The following is a 17029-nucleotide window of genomic DNA, read 5'->3' as shown; positions in this document are numbered from 1 at the left end:
AAGGGGCGTAGCTCAATTGGCAGAGCAGCGGTCTCCAAAACCGCAGGTTGCAGGTTCAATTCCTGTCGCCCCTGCGTCAAAGTGGTCGGTCGAGCGGAGGGCGGCGGCGTGAGCGAAGACCGCGAGCAGGAAACGCGGCCGGAGGAAGAGAAGAAGGATTCCTCCCGCCCTGTTACCGCCGCTGCGCGGCGTGAACGTCGCGCCTCCGCCCGGCCGGAACGGACTCGCCCTGGCAAGAAGGCCGGCGAGGCCGAGACCAAGGGCACCAAGGGCCGGGCTACCCCGGCCCGGCGCACCAAGGAGCGCAAGGGCAACCCGATCAAGCGGCTCGGGCGCTTCTTCCGCGAGGTGTTCTCCGAGCTGCGCAAGGTCATCTGGCCGACGCGCAAGCAGCTGGTCACCTACACCGCGGTGGTCCTGGTGTTCGTCACCTTCATGGTGGCGCTGGTCACCGGACTTGACCTGGCCTTCGTGCAAGGCGTGACGTGGTTGTTCGACAACAAGTGACGCCCGCCCGCTGGGGTCGGCGTGAGGTCGTCGGCCACACGAGCAACGTTCGATAGGAAGCGAGACCCACTGTGACCTCACACGACGGCGGCCAGGAAGTGGCCGGCGTGACCGACGAGCAGGAAGCCCCCGGCATCGAGGGTGACTCCGCGCAGGTCGAGCACGCTGGTACGGACGCCGAGGAGGCCGCTGAGGTCACAGACTCGGAAGACGAGGCCGCGGAGCCCGCCGAAGAGGCGGAGCTGACCGAGCCCGTCGCCGAGGAAGGCGACCCCGCCGACGAGCTGCGTGAGGCACTGCGGCACGCGCCCGGCGACTGGTACGTCGTGCACTCCTACGCGGGCTACGAGAACAAGGTCAAGGCGAACCTCGAGACCCGGATCCAGACCCTGGACCAGGAAGACTTCATCTTCCAGGTCGAGGTGCCGACCGAAGAGGTCACCGAGATCAAGAACGGCCAGCGCAAGCTGGTCCAGCGCAAGGTGCTGCCCGGCTACATCCTGGTCCGCATGGAGCTGACCGACACCTCGTGGAGCGCGGTGCGCAACACCCCCGGTGTCACCGGGTTCGTCGGCGCCACCTCCAAGCCGTCCCCGTTGACGCTGGACGAGGTGCTGAAGTTCCTGCTCCCGCGGGTCGAGCAGGCCAAGCCCGAGAAGGGCGGCAAGCAGACCGCCGCGAACGTCGCCAAGCCCACCATCGAGGTGGACTTCGAGGTCGGCGAATCGGTCACCGTCATGGACGGCCCGTTCGCCACCCTGCCCGCGACCATCAGCGAGGTCAGCGCGGACGCGCAGAAGCTCAAGGTCCTGGTGTCGATCTTCGGCCGCGAGACTCCGGTCGAGCTGTCGTTCACCCAGGTCTCCAAGATCTGACCGCGCCGCCTCGGCAGGAGGCGCGGCGGCCGCGCCGGGGTCAGGCAAACCTCGACGTGGACATCCGGTGGGCGCCGTGGCACGGAGCCCACCTCAACACGGCAGAAGGAAAGACGAGATGCCGCCCAAGAAGAAGAAGCTGACAGCGATCATCAAGCTGCAGATCACCGCCGGTCAGGCGAACCCGGCACCGCCCGTTGGCCCCGCGCTGGGTCAGCACGGCGTCAACATCATGGAGTTCTGCAAGGCCTACAACGCCGCGACCGAGTCGCAGCGTGGCACCGTGGTGCCGGTCGAGATCTCCGTGTTCGAGGACCGCTCCTTCACCTTCGCGCTCAAGACGCCGCCGGCCGCGCGCCTGCTGCTCAAGGCCGCCGGTGTGGAGAAGGGCAGCGGCGAGCCGCACAAGACCAAGGTCGCCAAGGTGACCATGGACCAGGTGCGCGAGATCGCCCAGACCAAGATGGTCGACCTCAACGCCAACGACATCGACCAGGCCGCGAAGATCATCGCCGGTACCGCCCGTTCCATGGGCATCACCGTCGAGGGCTGAGTTCCGCCGTTCTTCGCATCACCTGATCACCCCGTGGGAGAGCCACGCGCTGGCTCGCTACCACAACTGACCTGAAGAAAAGGACAGCACCATGAAGCGCAGCAAGGCCTACCGCCAGGCAGCCGAGCTGGTCGACCGCGAGCGGCTGTACAGCCCGCTCGAGGCCGCCGAGCTGGCCAAGCAGACCTCCAAGGTCAAGCTGGACGCGACCGTCGAGGTCGCCATCCGCCTGGGCGTCGACCCCCGCAAGGCCGACCAGATGGTCCGCGGCACCGTGAACCTGCCGCACGGCACCGGCAAGACCGCCCGCGTCATCGTCTTCGCCGTCGGCGACAAGGCCGCTGAGGCCGAAGCCGCAGGCGCGGACGCGGTCGGCTCCGAAGAGTTGATCGAGCGCATCCAGGGCGGCTGGCTCGACTTCGACGCGGCGATTGCCACCCCGGACCAGATGGCCAAGGTCGGCCGGATCGCCCGCATCCTCGGCCCGCGTGGCCTGATGCCGAACCCGAAGACCGGCACCGTCACCCCGGACGTGACCAAGGCCGTCAACGAGATCAAGGGCGGCAAGATCAACTTCCGCGTTGACAAGCAGGCCAACCTGCACCTGGTCATCGGGAAGACCTCCTTCGACAAGGACAAGCTGGTCGAGAACTACGCGGCCGCGCTGGACGAGGTCCTCCGGGCCAAGCCCTCGGCCGCCAAGGGCCGCTACGTCAAGAAGGTCACCTTCAGCACCACCATGGGCCCGGGTATCCCGGTTGACCCGGCCCGCACCCGCAACCTGCTGACCGACGAGGCCACTGCCTGATCGGCTCGCAAGCAGCGAAAGGGGCGCTCTCCGCGAGGAGGGCGCCCCTTTTTCGCGTCTCCGGAAAGCTCAGCCGGTCAGGCAGTCCGCGGGCTCCTTCTCGTGCCCGGTGATCACCCAGCCCCCGTCGCCCTGCTTGGTCAGGATGAACACGCCGAGCCGGTCCCCGCCGGTGACGCCGAGGTCGCAGGACCGGATCTCCGAGGTGCTGCCGCTGGTGAAGGCGGCGTTCTCGGGGAAGTCCGGGTTGGCGTAGCGGGACTTGTCGGTCACCTTCGCCGCCGCGGCCTGGGCCGCCTGCAGGCAGTCCGGCACGCCGAAACTCTTGGCGAAGGCGGCCTTGCCGGTCGCGGAGAACACCGCGCACGCCTGCTTCGGATCACCGGCCACGTAGTGGTAGACGGTGCGCACCGCCTCCTTGGGTGAGGTCTGCTGCACGGTCTGGTCCTGCTGCCCGGCACCGCCGCCACCACCGCCGCCACCGCGTAGCGGGCTGTCCTCGCAGCTGAAGAAGTAGAAGTAGGCGAAGATCAGCACCGCCGCGAGCACGCCGTACTTGATCAGCCGGTTGCGCCAGGTCCGCTGTTTGGGCAGGCGCTTCTCCAGGCGCTGCACGATGCGGTCCTCGACCTGCCGCAACTCCAGTTCCCGCTTGTCCGCGGCGCCCTGGTCATCGAACTTTGGGTCCACCACTACCTCCTGTCCTGACACATGGTGCCGTCTCGGTCACCCGTCATGTGCGACCGCCGGGCTGATTTGGAGCCTTGACAGGCCGTCGCGTAGTCTGTTCGCAGTTCCACCAAAGACCGCTGGTCTTTCCCTTTCCGGTTCTCCGGTCAGGGAGACGAAGGCCCCGTGACTACGAGGGCGGCCCGCGCAGGAGGACGAGGCTAGCTTCGCGCGTTTTCGCGCGTTCTCTCACGCCCCGTGCCTGTGCGCCGGGGCGTTCGTCGTCTCCGGGCCCCATTTCATCAGAGCTTGGAGAGGAGGCGACCATGGCGAAGCCCGACAAGGTTCAGGCCGTCGCCGAGATCACGGAGAAGTTCCGTGGTAGCTCGGCCACGGTTGTCACCGAGTACCGCGGGCTCTCCATGGCGCAGCTGACGGAGCTGCGTCGTGCCCTCGGTACGGGCACCACGTACACCGTCGCGAAGAACACGCTGGTGAAGCGTGCCGCCGAGGACGCAGGCATGGCCTCGCTCACGGAGCTGCTGGTCGGCCCGACCGCGATCGCCTTCATCGAGGGTGAGCCGGTCGACGCCGCGAAGGCGCTGCGCAACTTCGCGAAGGACAACAAGGCCCTTGTCATCAAGGGTGGCTTCATGGAGGGCAAGCCGCTCTCCATTGATGAGGTCAACCGAATCGCGGACCTCGAGTCCCGCGAGGTGCTGCTCGCCAAGCTGGCGGGCGCGATGAAGGGCAACCTGGCCAAGGCCGCCGGTCTGTTCGCCGCTCCGGCGTCGCAGGTCGCGCGTCTGGCGCAGGCCCTGGCGGACAAGCGTGCTGCGGAGGGTGGCGCCGCGGCGCCGGCCGACGCCGCCGACGCGCCTGCCGAGAGCTGACCAAACCGAAATCCGCGTTCGCGCGATCACCGCGGCGCAATGTATGAGAGGAACGCCACCATGGCGAAGCTCAGCACCGAAGAGCTGCTCGACGTCTTCAAGGAAATGACCCTGCTCGAGCTCTCCGCGTTCGTGAAGGAGTTCGAGGACACCTTCGAGGTCACCGCTGCCGCGCCGGTCGCCGTCGCCGTCGCCGGTGGCGCCGCTGCGCCGGCTGAGGCCGCCGAGGAGCAGGACGAGTTCGACGTCGTCCTCGAGTCCGCCGGTGACAAGAAGATCCAGGTCATCAAGGTCGTGCGTGAGATCGTCTCCGGCCTGGGCCTGAAGGAGGCCAAGGAGCTCGTCGAGGGCGCGCCGAAGGCCGTCCTGGAGAAGGTCGCCAAGGAGGCCGCCGAGGCCGCCAAGGAGAAGCTGGAAGCCGCTGGCGCCAAGATCTCTGTCAAGTGATCTGAGCGGCCTCGGCCGCTTGAGCACAGCCGCTTAGCCGTACGGCGGGGCGGGTTCCCATTCGGGAGCCCGCCCCGCCGTCGTCTGTGCCTGTCAGGTTGTGCGCACCTTGTCCGACCACGTTATGCACCTGTGACCGCTAACCCAACTGGGCAGTAACTTGCTGCGGCAACGCTCGTTGCACCAGTGTGACGCCGGTCGCTCCGGCGTCAGTTGTCCTGGGCCGGCGCGGACGAGCCGCAGTGAAGCGGGAGGTGCGATGGGCGTCGAGGTGGTCGTCGAAGGCCTGAGCAAGTCCTTCGGCAGGCAGACCATCTGGGGCGATGTCACGCTGACACTGCCGCAGGGCGAGATCAGCGTGCTGCTGGGTCCCTCGGGTACCGGAAAATCCGTCTTCCTCAAATCACTCGTCGGTCTGCTCCGGCCCGAACACGGCCGGGTGATGATCAACGGGGTCGACATCTGCAGTTGCTCCGAGCACAAGCTGTACGAGACCCGCAAGCTCTTCGGCGTCCTGTTCCAGGACGGCGCGCTGTTCGGCTCGATGAACCTCTTCGACAACATCGCCTTCCCCTTGCGTGAGCACACCCGCAAGACCGAGGCCGAGGTGCGCCGGATCGTGCTGGAGAAGATGGAGATGGTCGGGCTCATCGGCGCGGAGAAGAAGCTGCCCGGTGAGATCTCCGGCGGTATGCGCAAGCGCGCCGGGCTGGCCCGCGCGCTGGTGCTGGATCCGGAGATCATCCTCTTCGACGAGCCGGACTCCGGCCTCGACCCGGTCCGGGTGGCCTACCTCAACCAGCTCATCGTCGACCTGAACGCGCAGATCGACGCCACCTTCCTGATCGTCACCCACGACATCGGCACCGCGCGCACGGTGCCGGACAACATCGGCATGCTCTTCCGCCGCGAGCTGGTCATGTTCGGCCCGCGCGAGGTGCTGCTCACCTCCACCGAACCGGTGGTCGAGCAGTTCCTCAACGGCCGCCGTGAGGGCCCGATCGGCATGAGCGAGGAGAAGGACGCGGCCCAGGCCGCCGCCGAACTCGCCGCGCTGGCCGCCAACGGCGGCAGCACCCTCGGCGGGCCCAAGGGCGGTGGCGGCACCGGCATCGTGCCGCAGATCGAGGTCAGCCCAGGGCTGCCGGTGCGGGCCGCGGTGCGCAGGCGCAAGGAGCGGGTGATGCGCATCCTGCACACCCTGCCGCCGACCGCGCAGCAGGCCATCGTGGCCAGCCTGACCCCGGACGAGCAGGCCTACTTCGGTGTCTACGCCGGCGCGGGCGCGCCGCAGCGGATGACCCAGCCGATCGCGCCGCCCAGCCCGCAGCCGAGGGAGCCGTGGACCCCCTCGCCGTGGACCAGGCCGGGAGGCGAGGCATGACCCGCTCCGCCCCGAACTTCCCCGGCGCGGGCGCGCTGGCCGAGACCGGCCGGTTGTTCGCCCTCGGCCTGGACACCACCAGGGCGATGTTCAAGCGGCCGTTCCAGTTCCGCGAGTTCATCCAGCAGTGCTGGTTCATCGCCAGCGTCACCATCCTGCCCACCGCGCTGGTCGCGATCCCGTTCGGCGCGGTGATCGCGTTGCAGCTGGGCTCGCTGACCAGGCAGATCGGCGCCCAGTCCTTCACCGGCGCGGCCAGCGTGCTCGCGGTGATCCAGCAGGCCAGCCCGATCGTGACCGCGTTGCTGATCGCGGGCGCCGGCGGTTCGGCGATCTGCGCCGACCTCGGCTCGCGCAAGATCAGGGAAGAGATCGACGCGATGGAGGTGCTGGGCGTCTCGCCGATCCAGCGCCTGGTGGTGCCGAGGGTGCTGGCCGCGATGCTGGTCGCGGTGCTGCTCAACGGCATGGTGAGCGTGGTCGGCGTGCTCGGCGGCTACTTCTTCAACGTGGTCATGCAGGGCGGCACGCCAGGGGCCTACCTGGCCAGCTTCTCCGCGCTGGCCCAGCTACCGGACCTGTGGATCAGTGAGATCAAGGCGCTGATCTTCGGCTTCATCGCCGGGATCGTGGCCGCCTACCGCGGGCTCAACCCGGCAGGCGGGCCCAAGGGCGTGGGTGACGCGGTGAACCAGTCCGTGGTCATCACCTTCCTGCTGCTGTTCTTCGTCAACTTCGTGCTGACCACGGTGTACCTGCAGCTGGTCCCGGCGAAGGGGATGTGATGGCGACCGTCGGCGACAAGCTCCGCAGCGCGGCCAAGGCGCCGCTGCACGGCCTGGACGCACTCGGCGACCAGCTCTCCTTCTACCTGCGCGCACTGGCCTGGGTGCCCCGCGCGCTGCGCCGGTACATGCGCGAGACACTGCGACTGCTGGCCGAGGTCAGCTTCGGCAGCGGCGCGCTCGCGGTCATCGGCGGCACCATCGGCGTGATGATCGGCATGACGGTCTTCACCGGCACCGTGGTCGGCCTGCAGGGCTACGCGGCGCTGAACCAGATCGGCACCTCGGCCTTCACCGGGTTCGTCTCGGCCTACTTCAACACCCGCGAGATCGCGCCCCTGGTGGCCGGGCTCGCGTTGTCCGCAACGGTCGGCTCCGGCTTCACCGCCCAGCTCGGCGCGATGCGCATCTCCGAGGAGATCGACGCGCTGGAGGTCATGGGCGTGCCCAGCCTGCCGTACCTGGTGACGACCCGGGTCATCGCCGGGTTCGTCGCGGTGATCCCGCTGTACGTGATCGGCCTGCTGACCTCCTACCTGGCCTCGCGCACGATCACGACCGAGTTCTACGGGCAGTCGGCAGGCACCTACGACCACTACTTCAACCTGTTCCTGCCACCGGAGGACGTGCTCTGGTCCTTCGGCAAGGTGCTCGTGTTCAGCGTGGTGATCATCATGACCCACTGCTACTACGGCTACCGGGCCAGCGGCGGACCGGCGGGTGTCGGCGTCGCGGTCGGCCGCGCGGTGCGCACCGCGATCGTCACCACGGCGCTGCTGGACTTCTTCCTCAGCCTGGCGATCTGGGGAACGACGACCACGGTGAGGATCGCTGGATGACCGCTCGCTCCACCCTGTCCGTGCTGCGCCGCCGACTGCTCGGCGTCGTGTTCCTGGCGGTCATCGCACTGGTGCTCGGCCTGACCGTGTCGGTCTACCGCGGCGTGTTCGAGCACACCGCGGCGGTCACCCTGCGCACCGACCACATCGGCAACCAGCTGATGACCGAGTCCGACGTGAAGGTGCGCGGGCTGATCGTCGGCGAGGTCAAACGCATCTCCAGCAGGGGCGACGGGGCCGAGCTGGAGCTGGCCCTGCAACCGGACAAGCTGGCGCTGATCCCCAAGGACGTCACCGCGCGACTGCTGCCCAAGACCCTCTTCGGCGAGCGCTACGTGGCGCTGGTGCCTGGCAAGCCCGGCGGCGGGCACCTGGCCGAGGGCGATGTGATCAGCCAGGACCGCAGCAGCTCGGCCATCGAGCTGGAGCGGGTGCTGTCCAACCTGATGCCGGTGCTGCAGGCGGTGCAGCCGCAGAAGCTGGCCAGCACGCTCGGCTCGATGGCCACCGCGCTGGACGGCCGCGGCGAGAAGCTCGGCGAGACGCTGACCCTGCTCAACCGGTACCTGCGCGAGCTGAACCCGGCGCTGCCGGAGCTGAAGGCGGACATCTCCGCGCTGGCCGATGTCAGCTCGGTCTACGACAAGGCAGCGCCGGACCTGCTGCAGGCGCTGGCGGAACTGACCACCACCACGAAGACCGTGGCCGAGCAGCGCACCAACCTGCAGACGCTCTACACCAGCGTCGGCAACACCTCGACCGACCTCACCGGGTTCCTGGCCGCCAACCGCAACAACCTGATCAGGGTGGCCGCCGACAGCGGGCCGCTGCTGGACGTGCTGGCCAAGTACGCGCCGGAATATCCCTGTTTCCTCAAGGGGATGACCGAGCTGGCGCCGCGGCTGGACAAGGCCTTCGGCAAGGGCACCAGCACGCCGGGCCTGCGGATCACCATGGAGATCACCGCGAACCGTGGGAAGTACGTGCCGAACCAGGACGAGCCCCGCTACGCCGACAAGCGCGGACCGCGTTGTTATGACATCCACCCGCGGCCGGAGCCATTCCCGCAGTACCCGCCGGACGGCCCGGTGAAGGACGGCAGCAAGCCGCCGCCCGCCGCGCGCAGCGTCAACGACGGGCTGAACCCGCCGATCAACGCGGCCAACGGCGGCTATGTCGCGCCGTCCGCGGCTTCGGGTGGGGTGGCAGACCTCGGGATCGCGAACTCCCCGGCCGAACAGGACTTCCTGGCCGCGCTGATCGCCGGCCAGCTCGGCGTCGCGCCGCAAGAGGTGCCCAGCTGGGCGAGCCTGGTGCTCGGCCCGGCACTGCGTGGCACGGAGGTGACGCTGCGATGAGGGGACTCACCGGCCCGCTGATCAAGTTCAGCGCGTTCGTGCTGGTCACCGTGCTGGCGACCACGCTGCTGGCGATCACCATCGCCAACTCCGACCTGCGTGACTCCGCCGGTTACCTGGCCCGGTTCACCGACGTCACCTCGCTCAATCCCGGTGACGACGTGCGCATCGCCGGGGTGAAGGTCGGCCAGGTCGAGGAGGTCAAGGTCGCCGACCGGCGGCTGGCCGAGGTCCGGTTCTCCGTTGAGCAGCAACGGAAACTCCCGGCCGCGGTGACCGCGACGGTCAAGTACCGCAACCTGGTCGGCCAGCGCTACATCGCGCTGGAGCAGGGTTCCGGCGGGGCGGGCACGCTGCCGCCCGGCGGGGTCATCCCGCTGGAGCGCACCCGGCCGGCGCTGGACCTGACCGCGTTGTTCAACGGGTTCAAGCCGCTGTTCCAGGCGCTCAACCCGGAGGACGTGAACAAGCTGTCCTACGAGATCGTCCAGGTGCTGCAAGGCGAGGGCGGCACGATCACCAGCCTGCTCGCGCACACCGCCTCGCTGACCACCACCATCGCCGGCAAGGACAAGGTGATCGGCGAGGTGGTGGACAACCTCAACCAGGTGCTGGGCACGGTCAACGACCGCGACCAGCAGCTCACCGGCCTGATCGTCCAGCTCCAGCAGCTGGTCTCCGGGCTGGCCAAGGACCGCCAGCCGATCGGCGAGGCGATCACCGCGCTCGGCTCGCTGACCAACGCCACCGCCGGACTGCTCAACGGGGCGCGCGAGCCACTGCGCAAGGACATCGGCGAACTCGGCAAGCTGGCCAAGAACCTGGGCGATGGCAACGAGATCGTGGAGGGCATCCTGCAGCGGATGCCGAAGAAGCTGGAGACGATCACCCGCACCGCGACCTACGGCTCCTGGTTCAACTTCTTCCTGTGCGAGGCCAGCGGCCAGGTCACCGTGCCGATCATCAACAAGCCGGTGGAGATCCCGGTCCTGCCCAGCACCCAGCCGAGGTGCAAGGCATGAAACCCTTCCGCGCGCGCAACCCGATCACCATCGGCCTGGTCGGCCTCACCGTGCTGACCCTTGGCCTGCTCAGCGCGTTCTTCTTCGAGGACCTGCCGATCATCGGCGGCGGCACCAGCTACCGGGCCCAGTTCACCGAGGCCGCCGGGCTCAAACCGGACGACGAGGTGCGGGTGGCCGGGGTCAAGGTCGGCAAGGTGGCCGACGTGGAACTGGAGAAGGACCACGTGCTGGTCACCTTCCGGGTGGACGACGCCTGGGTCGGCGACCGCAGCACCGCGGCCATCAAGATCAAAACGTTGCTGGGGCAGAAGTTCCTCGCGCTGGACCCGCAGGGTGGCGCCCCGCTCAAACCGAGCGAGGCCATCCCGCGTGAGCGCACCATGTCGCCCTTCGACGTGACCGAGGCGTTCACCGGCCTGGCCAGCACGGTCGGGCAGATCAACACCGAACAGCTGGCCAAGAGCTTCCAGACCATCGCCACCACCTTCCGGGACACCCCGGATGAGGTGCGCGGCGCGCTGGACGGGCTCAACGCGCTGTCCAAGACCATCTCCAGCCGGGACGACCAGCTGGCCGCGTTGCTGGCCAACACCAACAAGATCAGCAAAACGCTGGCCGACCGCAACGCCGAGTTCGAGAAGCTGCTCGGCGACGGCAACCGGCTGCTGGCCGAGATCCGCAAGCGCAAGGACGCGATCAGCTCGCTGCTCACCGGCACCCAGAAGCTGTCCAGGGAGCTGCAGGGACTGGTGGCCGACAACAAGAACCAGCTGCGTCCCGCGCTGGAACAGCTGGAGCGGGTGACCACCATGTTGCAGCGCAACCAGGACAGCCTCGGCCGCAGCATCAACCTGCTGGCCCCGTTCGTGCGGGTCTTCGCCAACACCCTGGGCAACGGGCGCTGGTTCGACACCTACATCTGCGGGCTGCTGCCGCCCTCGCTCGGCCCGGTCAACCCGGAGGGGTGCCGCCCATGAGCACCTCGGTCAACACCCGGCCGGACCTGGCCCGGCTGATCGCCTTCGGCGCGGTGGTCGTGCTGCTGCTCACCGCCACCCTGTGGTGGGTGCTCGCCCGGCCGGCCGGACGGCTGGTCACCGCGTACTTCTCCGCCGGGATCGGCGTGTACGAGGGCGGCGACGTGCGGGTGCTCGGCGTGCGGGTCGGCGTGATCGACAAGGTCGAGGCGCAGGGCACCCAGGTCAAGGTCGAGATGCGGGTGGACCGGGACGTGGAGCTGCCCGAGCGGCCGAACGCGGCCGTGGTCAACCCGAGCGTGGTCAGCGATCGGTACGTGCAGCTCGCCCCGGTCTACACCGGCGGCCCCAAACTCGGTGAGAACACGGTGATCCCGCGCGAGCGCACGGTCACCCCGATGGAGCTGGACGAGGTCTACGGCAGCCTGGACAAGCTGACCACCGCGCTGGGACCCAAGGGCGCCAACAAGGACGGTGCGCTGTCCCAGCTGCTCGACGTCAGCGCGGACAACCTGGCAGGCAACGGCAAGAAGCTGCAGGACACCATCCGCGGCCTGGGCGACGCCGCCGGCACCTTGAACGGCGCGCGCGAGGACCTGTTCGGCACCATCGACAACCTGCGCAGGTTCACCTCGATGCTGGCCGCCAACGACTCGCAGGTGCGCACCTTCAACACCCAGCTCGCCGACGTGAACCGGTTCCTGGCCGCCGAACGCGAGGACCTGGGCGCCGCGGTGCGTGAACTGGCAGGCGCGCTGAGCAGCGTGGAGGGCTTCATCCGGGACAACCGCGAGCAGCTCAAGTCCAATGTGGACAAGCTGGCCAGCATCACCAAGGTGCTGGTGGACCAGCGGGCCGCACTGGCCGAGGTGCTCGACGTGGCCCCGCTGGCCCTGGGCAACCTGCAGAACACCTATAACGCCTCCAGTGGCACCCTTGATACCCGGACGAATATCAACGAGTTGACCAGGCCGCCGATCGTGATGGTCTGCGAGCTGCTCCGGCAGACCACGCCCAAGCAGCTCCCGCAGGTGCTCGCCGACGTCTGCGGCAAGCTCGCCGGGGTGGTCGACGGGGTGGTGAAGCTGCCCAGCGTGGCCGAGGTGATCTCCTCGCTGCAGCAGGGGAAACTGCCGCAGCTGCCACCGCTGCTGGGCGTCCCCGGCGGGAAGGGGTCACGATGAGGACCGCGCTGCGCCTGGCCGGACTCGCGCTGACCGGCTGCCTGCTCGCCGGCTGCGGCATCGGTGAGTTCACCGGGCTGTACAACGTGCCGCTGCCCGGCGGCGCCGACCTCGGCGATCACCCGTACCGGGTCAAGGTGCGGTTCAAGGACGTGCTCGACCTGGTGCCGCAGGCCGGGGTGAAGGTCAACGACGTGGCGGTCGGCCGGGTGGAGAACGTGGCGCTGGCCCAGGACGGCTGGACCGCCGAGGTCACCGTGCTGGTCAACGGCGAGGTCAAACTGCCTGCCAACACCGACGCCAAACTCCGCCAGTCCAGCCTGCTGGGGGAGAAGTTCGTCGAGCTGGCCGCGCCCAAGTCACCGCAGGGCAGCCTGGCCGACGGGGCGCTGATCCCGCTGGAGCGGACCAACCGCAACCCGGAGGTCGAGGAGGTCTTCGGCGCGTTGTCGCTGCTGCTCAACGGCGGTGGCGTCGCCCAGCTGCAGACCATCACCAAGGAGCTGAACAAGGCGCTGTCCGGGCGTGAGCCTGAGCTGCGCGAGCTGCTGTCCAATGTGGACAAACTGGTGACCACCCTGGACGGGCACAAGGGCGAGATCGCCCGCGCGCTGGACGGGCTCAACCGGCTCTCCGCCACCCTGGTCGGCCAGATCGGCAACATCAAGACCGCGCTGGACGGGCTGGAACCGGGGCTGAAGGTGCTCGCCGAGCAGCGGCAACAGCTGGTCGGCATGCTGCAGGCGCTGGACCGGCTCTCCGGGGTGGCCACCGATGTGGTCAACCGCAGCAAGGACGACATCATCCACGACCTCAAGGCGCTCACGCCCACCCTGCAGAAGCTCGCCGAGGCCGGGCAGAACCTGCCCAAGGGCCTGGAGATGCTGTTCACCTTCCCGTTCCCGGACTCCGCGACCGAGGCGGTCAAGGGTGACTACACCAACCTGCACGCCAAGATCGACCTGGACCTGAGCCGCATCCTGGACAACCTGGGCAGCTCCCGGCAGGGCCTGCTCGGCCCGCCCTCGCCCGGCACGCCGCAGCCCGGCGCCACCCCGCCGCTGCTGCCAGGACTGCCCGGCCTGCCAACGCCGCCGACGCCGAACCGGCCGGGCGGCGGCGGGCAGCAGGGCGGCCTCGGCGGCCTGATCGGCTCGCTGCTGGGTGGTGGTCGCTGATGATGACCCGCCGGATCCGCCTGCAGATCATCGCCTTCGTGGTGATCGCGCTGGTCGGGGTGAGCTACGCCGGGGCCCGCTATGCCGGGCTGGACCGGCTCTTCGGCCCGCGCGGCTACCTGGTGACCATGAAACTGACCGACTCCGGTGGCATCTTCACCAACGCCGAGGTCACCTATCGCGGGGTCACCGTGGGCCGGGTCGGGCAGTTGCGGCTGACCGAGACCGGGCTCGAGGTGGAGCTGGACATCGAGCGGGACCACGATCGCATCCCGGCCGACACCAAGGCCGTGGTGACCAACCGGTCCGCGGTCGGCGAGCAGTACGTGGACCTGCGGCCCAACGTCGACGCCGGGCCGTACCTGGCGGGCGGCTCGGTGATCAGCGTGGATCGCACCGCGACCCCGCCGCCGGTGGAGACGCTGCTGGCCAACCTGGACGGGCTGGCCACCTCGGTGCCGCTGGACTCGCTGCGCACCGTGGTGGACGAGCTGGGCACCGCCTTCGACGGCACCGGCCCGCAGCTGCAGCGGTTGCTGGACACCACCTCGGTGTTCACCAAGGACGCGGTGAAGAACCTGCCGCAGACCCTGGAGCTGCTGCGCAAGGCACGCACCGTGCTGGGCACGCAGAACCAGCAGGCATCCTCGATCACCTCGTTCAGCCGGGACCTGAAGCTGATCGCCGAACAGCTCGGCAAGTCCGATCCGGACCTGCGCAAGCTGATCGAGAACGCGCCGAAGGCCGCCGGGCAGGTCAGCGGGCTGCTGCGGGAGTCCGGCCAGGGCATCTCCGAGCTGACCGCGAACCTGCTCACCACGGTGGACATCGCACTGCCGCGCAAGGACGGCCTGGAACAGGCCATGGTGACCTACCCGATGGTCGTCGGCGGCGCGTTCACCGTGGCACCGGGCGACGGCACCGCGCACTTCGGGCTGGCGATCAACCTGTTCGACCCGCCGCCGTGCACCAAGGGCTATGAGAAGACCAAGCGCAGGCCGGGCGATGTCACCGCGCCGATCGCGCTGAACAGCCAGGCGTACTGCGCCGAGGGGCCGGGTAGCCCGATCGAGGTGCGCGGCGCGCAGAACGCGCCCTACGGCGGCAAGCCGATGACCCCGCCGCCGTCGACCAGGCTGGTCGGCCCGGCCCGGCAGCCCCAGGCAGGCGCCGCCTCCGGCCTGCTCGCGCTGTTGCAGTTGCCAGGAGGCCAGGCGCCGCGCAGTCTGGCCCAGATGCTCGGCCTGCCCGGCTGAGCGAGTTTTTGGAGCGTCATGACCGATCGATCGACCACCGACCTCAGCACGGACCCACCGCAGGGCGCGGATCCGCGCCGCGTGCTCGTGCTGGGCGCCACCGTGCTCGTCGTGCTCGCGACCCTGTTCGCCGGCTGGTACGGGGTGTCGTGGGCGGTGGCCGGGTCGGATGACGGGCTGGACTTCGCCAGGGAGCGGGACGAGGTGGTGCTGGTCGGCCAGCAGCACGTGATCAACCTGCTGCACCAGGACTACCGCAAGTACGACGAGATCTTCGAGCAGCTCAAGTCGGCGACCACGAGCCCGCTCAGCGAGGCGCTGGCCGCCGACAAGGAGGCCACCAAGAAGTACCTCAACGACCGCAAACTGGTGACCACCGCCAAGGCCAGGGAGAGCGCGCTCACCGAGCTGGACCTGCGGGCGGGCAAGGCGAAGATGCTGGCCATCGTCGAGCTGACCGGCAAGTCCGGCGAGGAGCAGCCGCAGGTGTCCACCGGCCGGGTGGCCGTGGAACTGACCAGGACCCCCGACGGCTGGCGGCTGTCCGCGCTGGACGCCGTTCGCCCCGCCCCGGCCGTCTGAGGAGGAGACCCACCCCGTGCCCCCCATCCGTCGTCACCGCCCAGCCGGCGGTCCGGTCCGCCACCCGAAGGTCGCGGGCAGCCGCACTCGCCCGGCCACCGACCAGTTCGAGGACCCCACCGCCGCCCCCGCGGATTTCGCGGACACCAGCGCCGCCGAGCTGTCCGAGCAGGGCGTCCTGGAACCCGAGGCCCCCGCCACCCCGGAACCGGCTCCGGCGACCGCCACAAAGCCTGTGTCCAAGCCAAAACCGGCCCCCGCGCCGGAACCGCCCGCGGCCGAACCACGCCCCCGGGCCGCAGCCCGCGCGAAGTCCACGGCCAAGCCCCAACCCGCCTCCGAGCCGCAGCCCGTCCCGGAACCCGTTGCGCCCCAACGGTCCGTCGGCTGGTTGCTGCCCGCGGCGCTGATCCTGGCGGCCGCCGTGCTGACCGTGCTGGGCTTCTGGTTCCGCGGTGAATCGCTCCAGGCCGAAAGCGGTGGCAGCAACCAGGCCCTGGTCGACAACGCCCGCACCAGCGAGGTGGTCGGCCAGGTGACCAGCGCGATCCAGACCGTGCTGTCCTACAACTTCGCCGAGCCGCAGAAGAACGAGGACGCCGCCAAGGCGGTGCTGATGGGCAAGGCCACCCAGGACTACGACACCATCCTGACCGGCCTGCGCAGGAGTGGCCCTGAGCAGAAACTGGTGTACAGCACCATTGTCCGCTCCGCCGCGGTGCGCGTGCTGGAGGAGGACCGCGCCATGGTCCTGGTCTTCGCCGACCAGCACAGCGAACGCGCCAGCGACGGCTACCGCGGCGACACCGCGCTGCAGGTCGTGGTGAACCTCCAGCAGGTCGACGGCAAGTGGAAGATCACCGAGATCCAGCCCCGCTGACCCACCCCACTCACTTGCCCCCCATCGTGTGACCCACCAACCCTGTTTGCCACCCGGTCACAGGGCACAATCACGCGACCCCAAACCCCCCCACCCACCGCACCGCTTTCCCCCAACCACCCGCCAAACCCGCCACCCACCCCCACATTCCCGCAGGTCACGGCCCTCCCCGCCGTTTCATCCGTTCGTGTCACCCGCCGCAGTGGCTGTGCCAACCCGGCACAGCGCACGCTCGTGATGTCGAACCACACCCCAGGGAGACCCCCCGTGTACCCACCCCCACCGGCCCACCCGCCCCGCACAACCGCCAGACCCCCGCCGCGCTACGACAATTGGGTGAGTTCCTCGCGGTCGTGCCTGGTAGTGCCAGCTCGGTTTTGTGAAGTCCCAATCGGTCACGAAACGCTAACGGTGGCTGTGGCATAGTCGTCGCCCATGCGTGACTCCGAGCCCGACGGGATCACCGAGCTGACCGAGGAGCAGTTGGCGTTCCTCGCCGAACTGCCCTCGGAGCGCAGGCACGAGTTGCTCGACTGGTGGCATGCCCGGCGAGCCGCGCTGGTGGCGCTTCGCGAGGACGGCAAACGCTTCGCCGATCGACTGGACGAACTGGTCGGCGAAATGCAGGCGGAGCTTGGCGATCAGCCGAGCGAGGAGGCCAAGGAGTCCTTCACCGACCTGCTCACCGGACTGGCGTTGATCGCCGAGTCGGGCCGGGCCTTCGCCAGGGACGACGTCGACAGCGCCGTGGAACTCAGCTCGGTTGCCGGTGACTACATGCGCAGGGCAGGGGAGGAGTGATCACGATACGGCGGGAGTAGTCAGGCGG

General features: G+C 69.0%; 19 protein-coding genes and 1 tRNA gene. 19 read left to right on the top strand and 1 reads right to left on the bottom strand.

Annotated elements, in window-relative coordinates; translation table 11 throughout:
* The first annotated feature begins 1 nt into the window (after nt 1).
* From HNR67_RS02520 to rplA, 5 genes are all read left to right on the top strand, one after another.
* Nucleotides 2-74 (top strand) — tRNA-Trp (locus HNR67_RS02520).
* Between the two features lie 34 nt (nt 75-108).
* Complete coding sequence (gene secE, locus HNR67_RS02515; protein ID WP_185000503.1) at nt 109-507, top strand: preprotein translocase subunit SecE; 399 nt, start codon at nt 109-111, stop codon at nt 505-507.
* Between the two features lie 71 nt (nt 508-578).
* Nucleotides 579-1382 (top strand): transcription termination/antitermination protein NusG, encoded by an 804-nt coding sequence (gene nusG / locus HNR67_RS02510; RefSeq protein ID WP_185000501.1) that lies wholly within the window; start codon nt 579-581, stop codon nt 1380-1382.
* Between the two features lie 118 nt (nt 1383-1500).
* The gene (rplK, locus tag HNR67_RS02505) at nt 1501-1935 is read left to right on the top strand and encodes a 50S ribosomal protein L11 (RefSeq protein ID WP_185000499.1); all 435 of its coding nucleotides are present in this window, start codon (nt 1501-1503) and stop codon (nt 1933-1935) included.
* A 91-nt stretch (nt 1936-2026) separates the two neighbouring features.
* Nucleotides 2027-2743 (top strand): 50S ribosomal protein L1, encoded by a 717-nt coding sequence (gene rplA / locus HNR67_RS02500; protein WP_185000497.1) that lies wholly within the window; start codon nt 2027-2029, stop codon nt 2741-2743.
* 69 nt (nt 2744-2812) lie between these two features.
* Here rplA and HNR67_RS02495 read toward each other — a convergent pair whose 3' ends face one another.
* Entirely contained in the window at nt 2813-3433 is a 621-nt protein-coding gene (locus tag HNR67_RS02495) for a hypothetical protein (protein ID WP_185000495.1), read from the bottom strand.
* A 305-nt stretch (nt 3434-3738) separates the two neighbouring features.
* Between HNR67_RS02495 and rplJ the strand changes: the two genes are divergently transcribed.
* The 14 genes from rplJ to HNR67_RS02425 all read left to right on the top strand — a co-directional run bounded on the left by rplJ (nt 3739) and on the right by HNR67_RS02425 (nt 17001).
* A complete protein-coding gene (gene rplJ, locus HNR67_RS02490; protein WP_185000493.1) occupies nt 3739-4305 on the top strand; it encodes a 50S ribosomal protein L10 in 567 nt (188 codons plus the stop codon).
* Nucleotides 4306-4365: 60 nt separating this feature from the next.
* Entirely contained in the window at nt 4366-4752 is a 387-nt protein-coding gene (rplL, locus tag HNR67_RS02485) for a 50S ribosomal protein L7/L12 (protein WP_185000492.1), read from the top strand.
* A gap of 259 nt (nt 4753-5011) precedes the next feature.
* A complete protein-coding gene (locus tag HNR67_RS02480; protein WP_185000490.1) occupies nt 5012-6136 on the top strand; it encodes an ABC transporter ATP-binding protein in 1125 nt (374 codons plus the stop codon).
* A complete protein-coding gene (locus HNR67_RS02475; RefSeq protein WP_185000488.1) occupies nt 6133-6921 on the top strand; it encodes an MlaE family ABC transporter permease in 789 nt (262 codons plus the stop codon). The genes HNR67_RS02480 and HNR67_RS02475 overlap by 4 nt, the downstream gene beginning before the upstream one ends.
* A complete protein-coding gene (locus HNR67_RS02470) occupies nt 6921-7760 on the top strand; it encodes an MlaE family ABC transporter permease (RefSeq protein WP_185000486.1) in 840 nt (279 codons plus the stop codon). Before HNR67_RS02475 ends, HNR67_RS02470 begins: the two co-directional genes overlap by 1 nt.
* Nucleotides 7757-9118 carry an MCE family protein gene (locus HNR67_RS02465; RefSeq protein ID WP_185000484.1) on the top strand — a complete coding sequence of 454 codons (1362 nt, stop codon included), beginning with the start codon at nt 7757-7759 and terminating at the stop codon, nt 9116-9118. Before HNR67_RS02470 ends, HNR67_RS02465 begins: the two co-directional genes overlap by 4 nt.
* Entirely contained in the window at nt 9115-10140 is a 1026-nt protein-coding gene (locus HNR67_RS02460) for an MCE family protein (protein ID WP_185000483.1), read from the top strand. Before HNR67_RS02465 ends, HNR67_RS02460 begins: the two co-directional genes overlap by 4 nt.
* A complete protein-coding gene (locus tag HNR67_RS02455) occupies nt 10137-11120 on the top strand; it encodes an MCE family protein (protein ID WP_185000481.1) in 984 nt (327 codons plus the stop codon). Before HNR67_RS02460 ends, HNR67_RS02455 begins: the two co-directional genes overlap by 4 nt.
* Nucleotides 11117-12304, top strand: coding sequence for an MCE family protein (locus HNR67_RS02450; protein WP_185000479.1), 1188 nt, complete (start codon nt 11117-11119; stop codon nt 12302-12304). The genes HNR67_RS02455 and HNR67_RS02450 overlap by 4 nt, the downstream gene beginning before the upstream one ends.
* Nucleotides 12301-13482, top strand: a complete 1182-nt coding sequence (locus HNR67_RS02445) for an MCE family protein (RefSeq protein WP_185000477.1) — start codon at nt 12301-12303, stop codon at nt 13480-13482. The genes HNR67_RS02450 and HNR67_RS02445 overlap by 4 nt, the downstream gene beginning before the upstream one ends.
* Complete coding sequence (locus HNR67_RS02440) at nt 13482-14738, top strand: MCE family protein (RefSeq protein ID WP_185000475.1); 1257 nt, start codon at nt 13482-13484, stop codon at nt 14736-14738. Before HNR67_RS02445 ends, HNR67_RS02440 begins: the two co-directional genes overlap by 1 nt.
* An 18-nt stretch (nt 14739-14756) precedes the next feature.
* Entirely contained in the window at nt 14757-15320 is a 564-nt protein-coding gene (locus tag HNR67_RS02435; protein ID WP_185000473.1) for a hypothetical protein, read from the top strand.
* A gap of 16 nt (nt 15321-15336) precedes the next feature.
* Nucleotides 15337-16200, top strand: a complete 864-nt coding sequence (locus HNR67_RS02430; protein ID WP_185000472.1) for a hypothetical protein — start codon at nt 15337-15339, stop codon at nt 16198-16200.
* 435 nt (nt 16201-16635) lie between these two features.
* The gene (locus HNR67_RS02425; protein WP_185000471.1) at nt 16636-17001 is read left to right on the top strand and encodes a hypothetical protein; all 366 of its coding nucleotides are present in this window, start codon (nt 16636-16638) and stop codon (nt 16999-17001) included.
* The last annotated feature ends 28 nt before the right edge of the window (nt 17002-17029 follow it).

The organism is Crossiella cryophila, assembly GCF_014204915.1.
In the GTDB taxonomy this organism is placed as follows: Bacteria; Actinomycetota; Actinomycetes; order Mycobacteriales; family Pseudonocardiaceae; genus Crossiella; species Crossiella cryophila.
Note: the sequence above shows the minus strand (reverse complement) of the source record. Positions and strands in the feature narration are given on the sequence as shown.

Coding starts and splice junctions, on each gene's coding strand:
- HNR67_RS02435 (WP_185000473.1), top strand. CDS start 14,757: ATGACCGATCGATCGACCACCGACCTCAGCACGGACCCACCGCAGGGC.
- HNR67_RS02445 (WP_185000477.1), top strand. CDS start 12,301: ATGAGGACCGCGCTGCGCCTGGCCGGACTCGCGCTGACCGGCTGCCTG.
- rplA (WP_185000497.1), top strand. CDS start 2,027: ATGAAGCGCAGCAAGGCCTACCGCCAGGCAGCCGAGCTGGTCGACCGC.
- rplL (WP_185000492.1), top strand. CDS start 4,366: ATGGCGAAGCTCAGCACCGAAGAGCTGCTCGACGTCTTCAAGGAAATG.
- HNR67_RS02480 (WP_185000490.1), top strand. CDS start 5,012: ATGGGCGTCGAGGTGGTCGTCGAAGGCCTGAGCAAGTCCTTCGGCAGG.
- HNR67_RS02450 (WP_185000479.1), top strand. CDS start 11,117: ATGAGCACCTCGGTCAACACCCGGCCGGACCTGGCCCGGCTGATCGCC.
- HNR67_RS02460 (WP_185000483.1), top strand. CDS start 9,115: ATGAGGGGACTCACCGGCCCGCTGATCAAGTTCAGCGCGTTCGTGCTG.
- rplJ (WP_185000493.1), top strand. CDS start 3,739: ATGGCGAAGCCCGACAAGGTTCAGGCCGTCGCCGAGATCACGGAGAAG.
- HNR67_RS02455 (WP_185000481.1), top strand. CDS start 10,137: ATGAAACCCTTCCGCGCGCGCAACCCGATCACCATCGGCCTGGTCGGC.
- HNR67_RS02425 (WP_185000471.1), top strand. CDS start 16,636: ATGCGTGACTCCGAGCCCGACGGGATCACCGAGCTGACCGAGGAGCAG.
- rplK (WP_185000499.1), top strand. CDS start 1,501: ATGCCGCCCAAGAAGAAGAAGCTGACAGCGATCATCAAGCTGCAGATC.
- HNR67_RS02440 (WP_185000475.1), top strand. CDS start 13,482: ATGATGACCCGCCGGATCCGCCTGCAGATCATCGCCTTCGTGGTGATC.
- HNR67_RS02475 (WP_185000488.1), top strand. CDS start 6,133: ATGACCCGCTCCGCCCCGAACTTCCCCGGCGCGGGCGCGCTGGCCGAG.
- HNR67_RS02470 (WP_185000486.1), top strand. CDS start 6,921: ATGGCGACCGTCGGCGACAAGCTCCGCAGCGCGGCCAAGGCGCCGCTG.
- HNR67_RS02465 (WP_185000484.1), top strand. CDS start 7,757: ATGACCGCTCGCTCCACCCTGTCCGTGCTGCGCCGCCGACTGCTCGGC.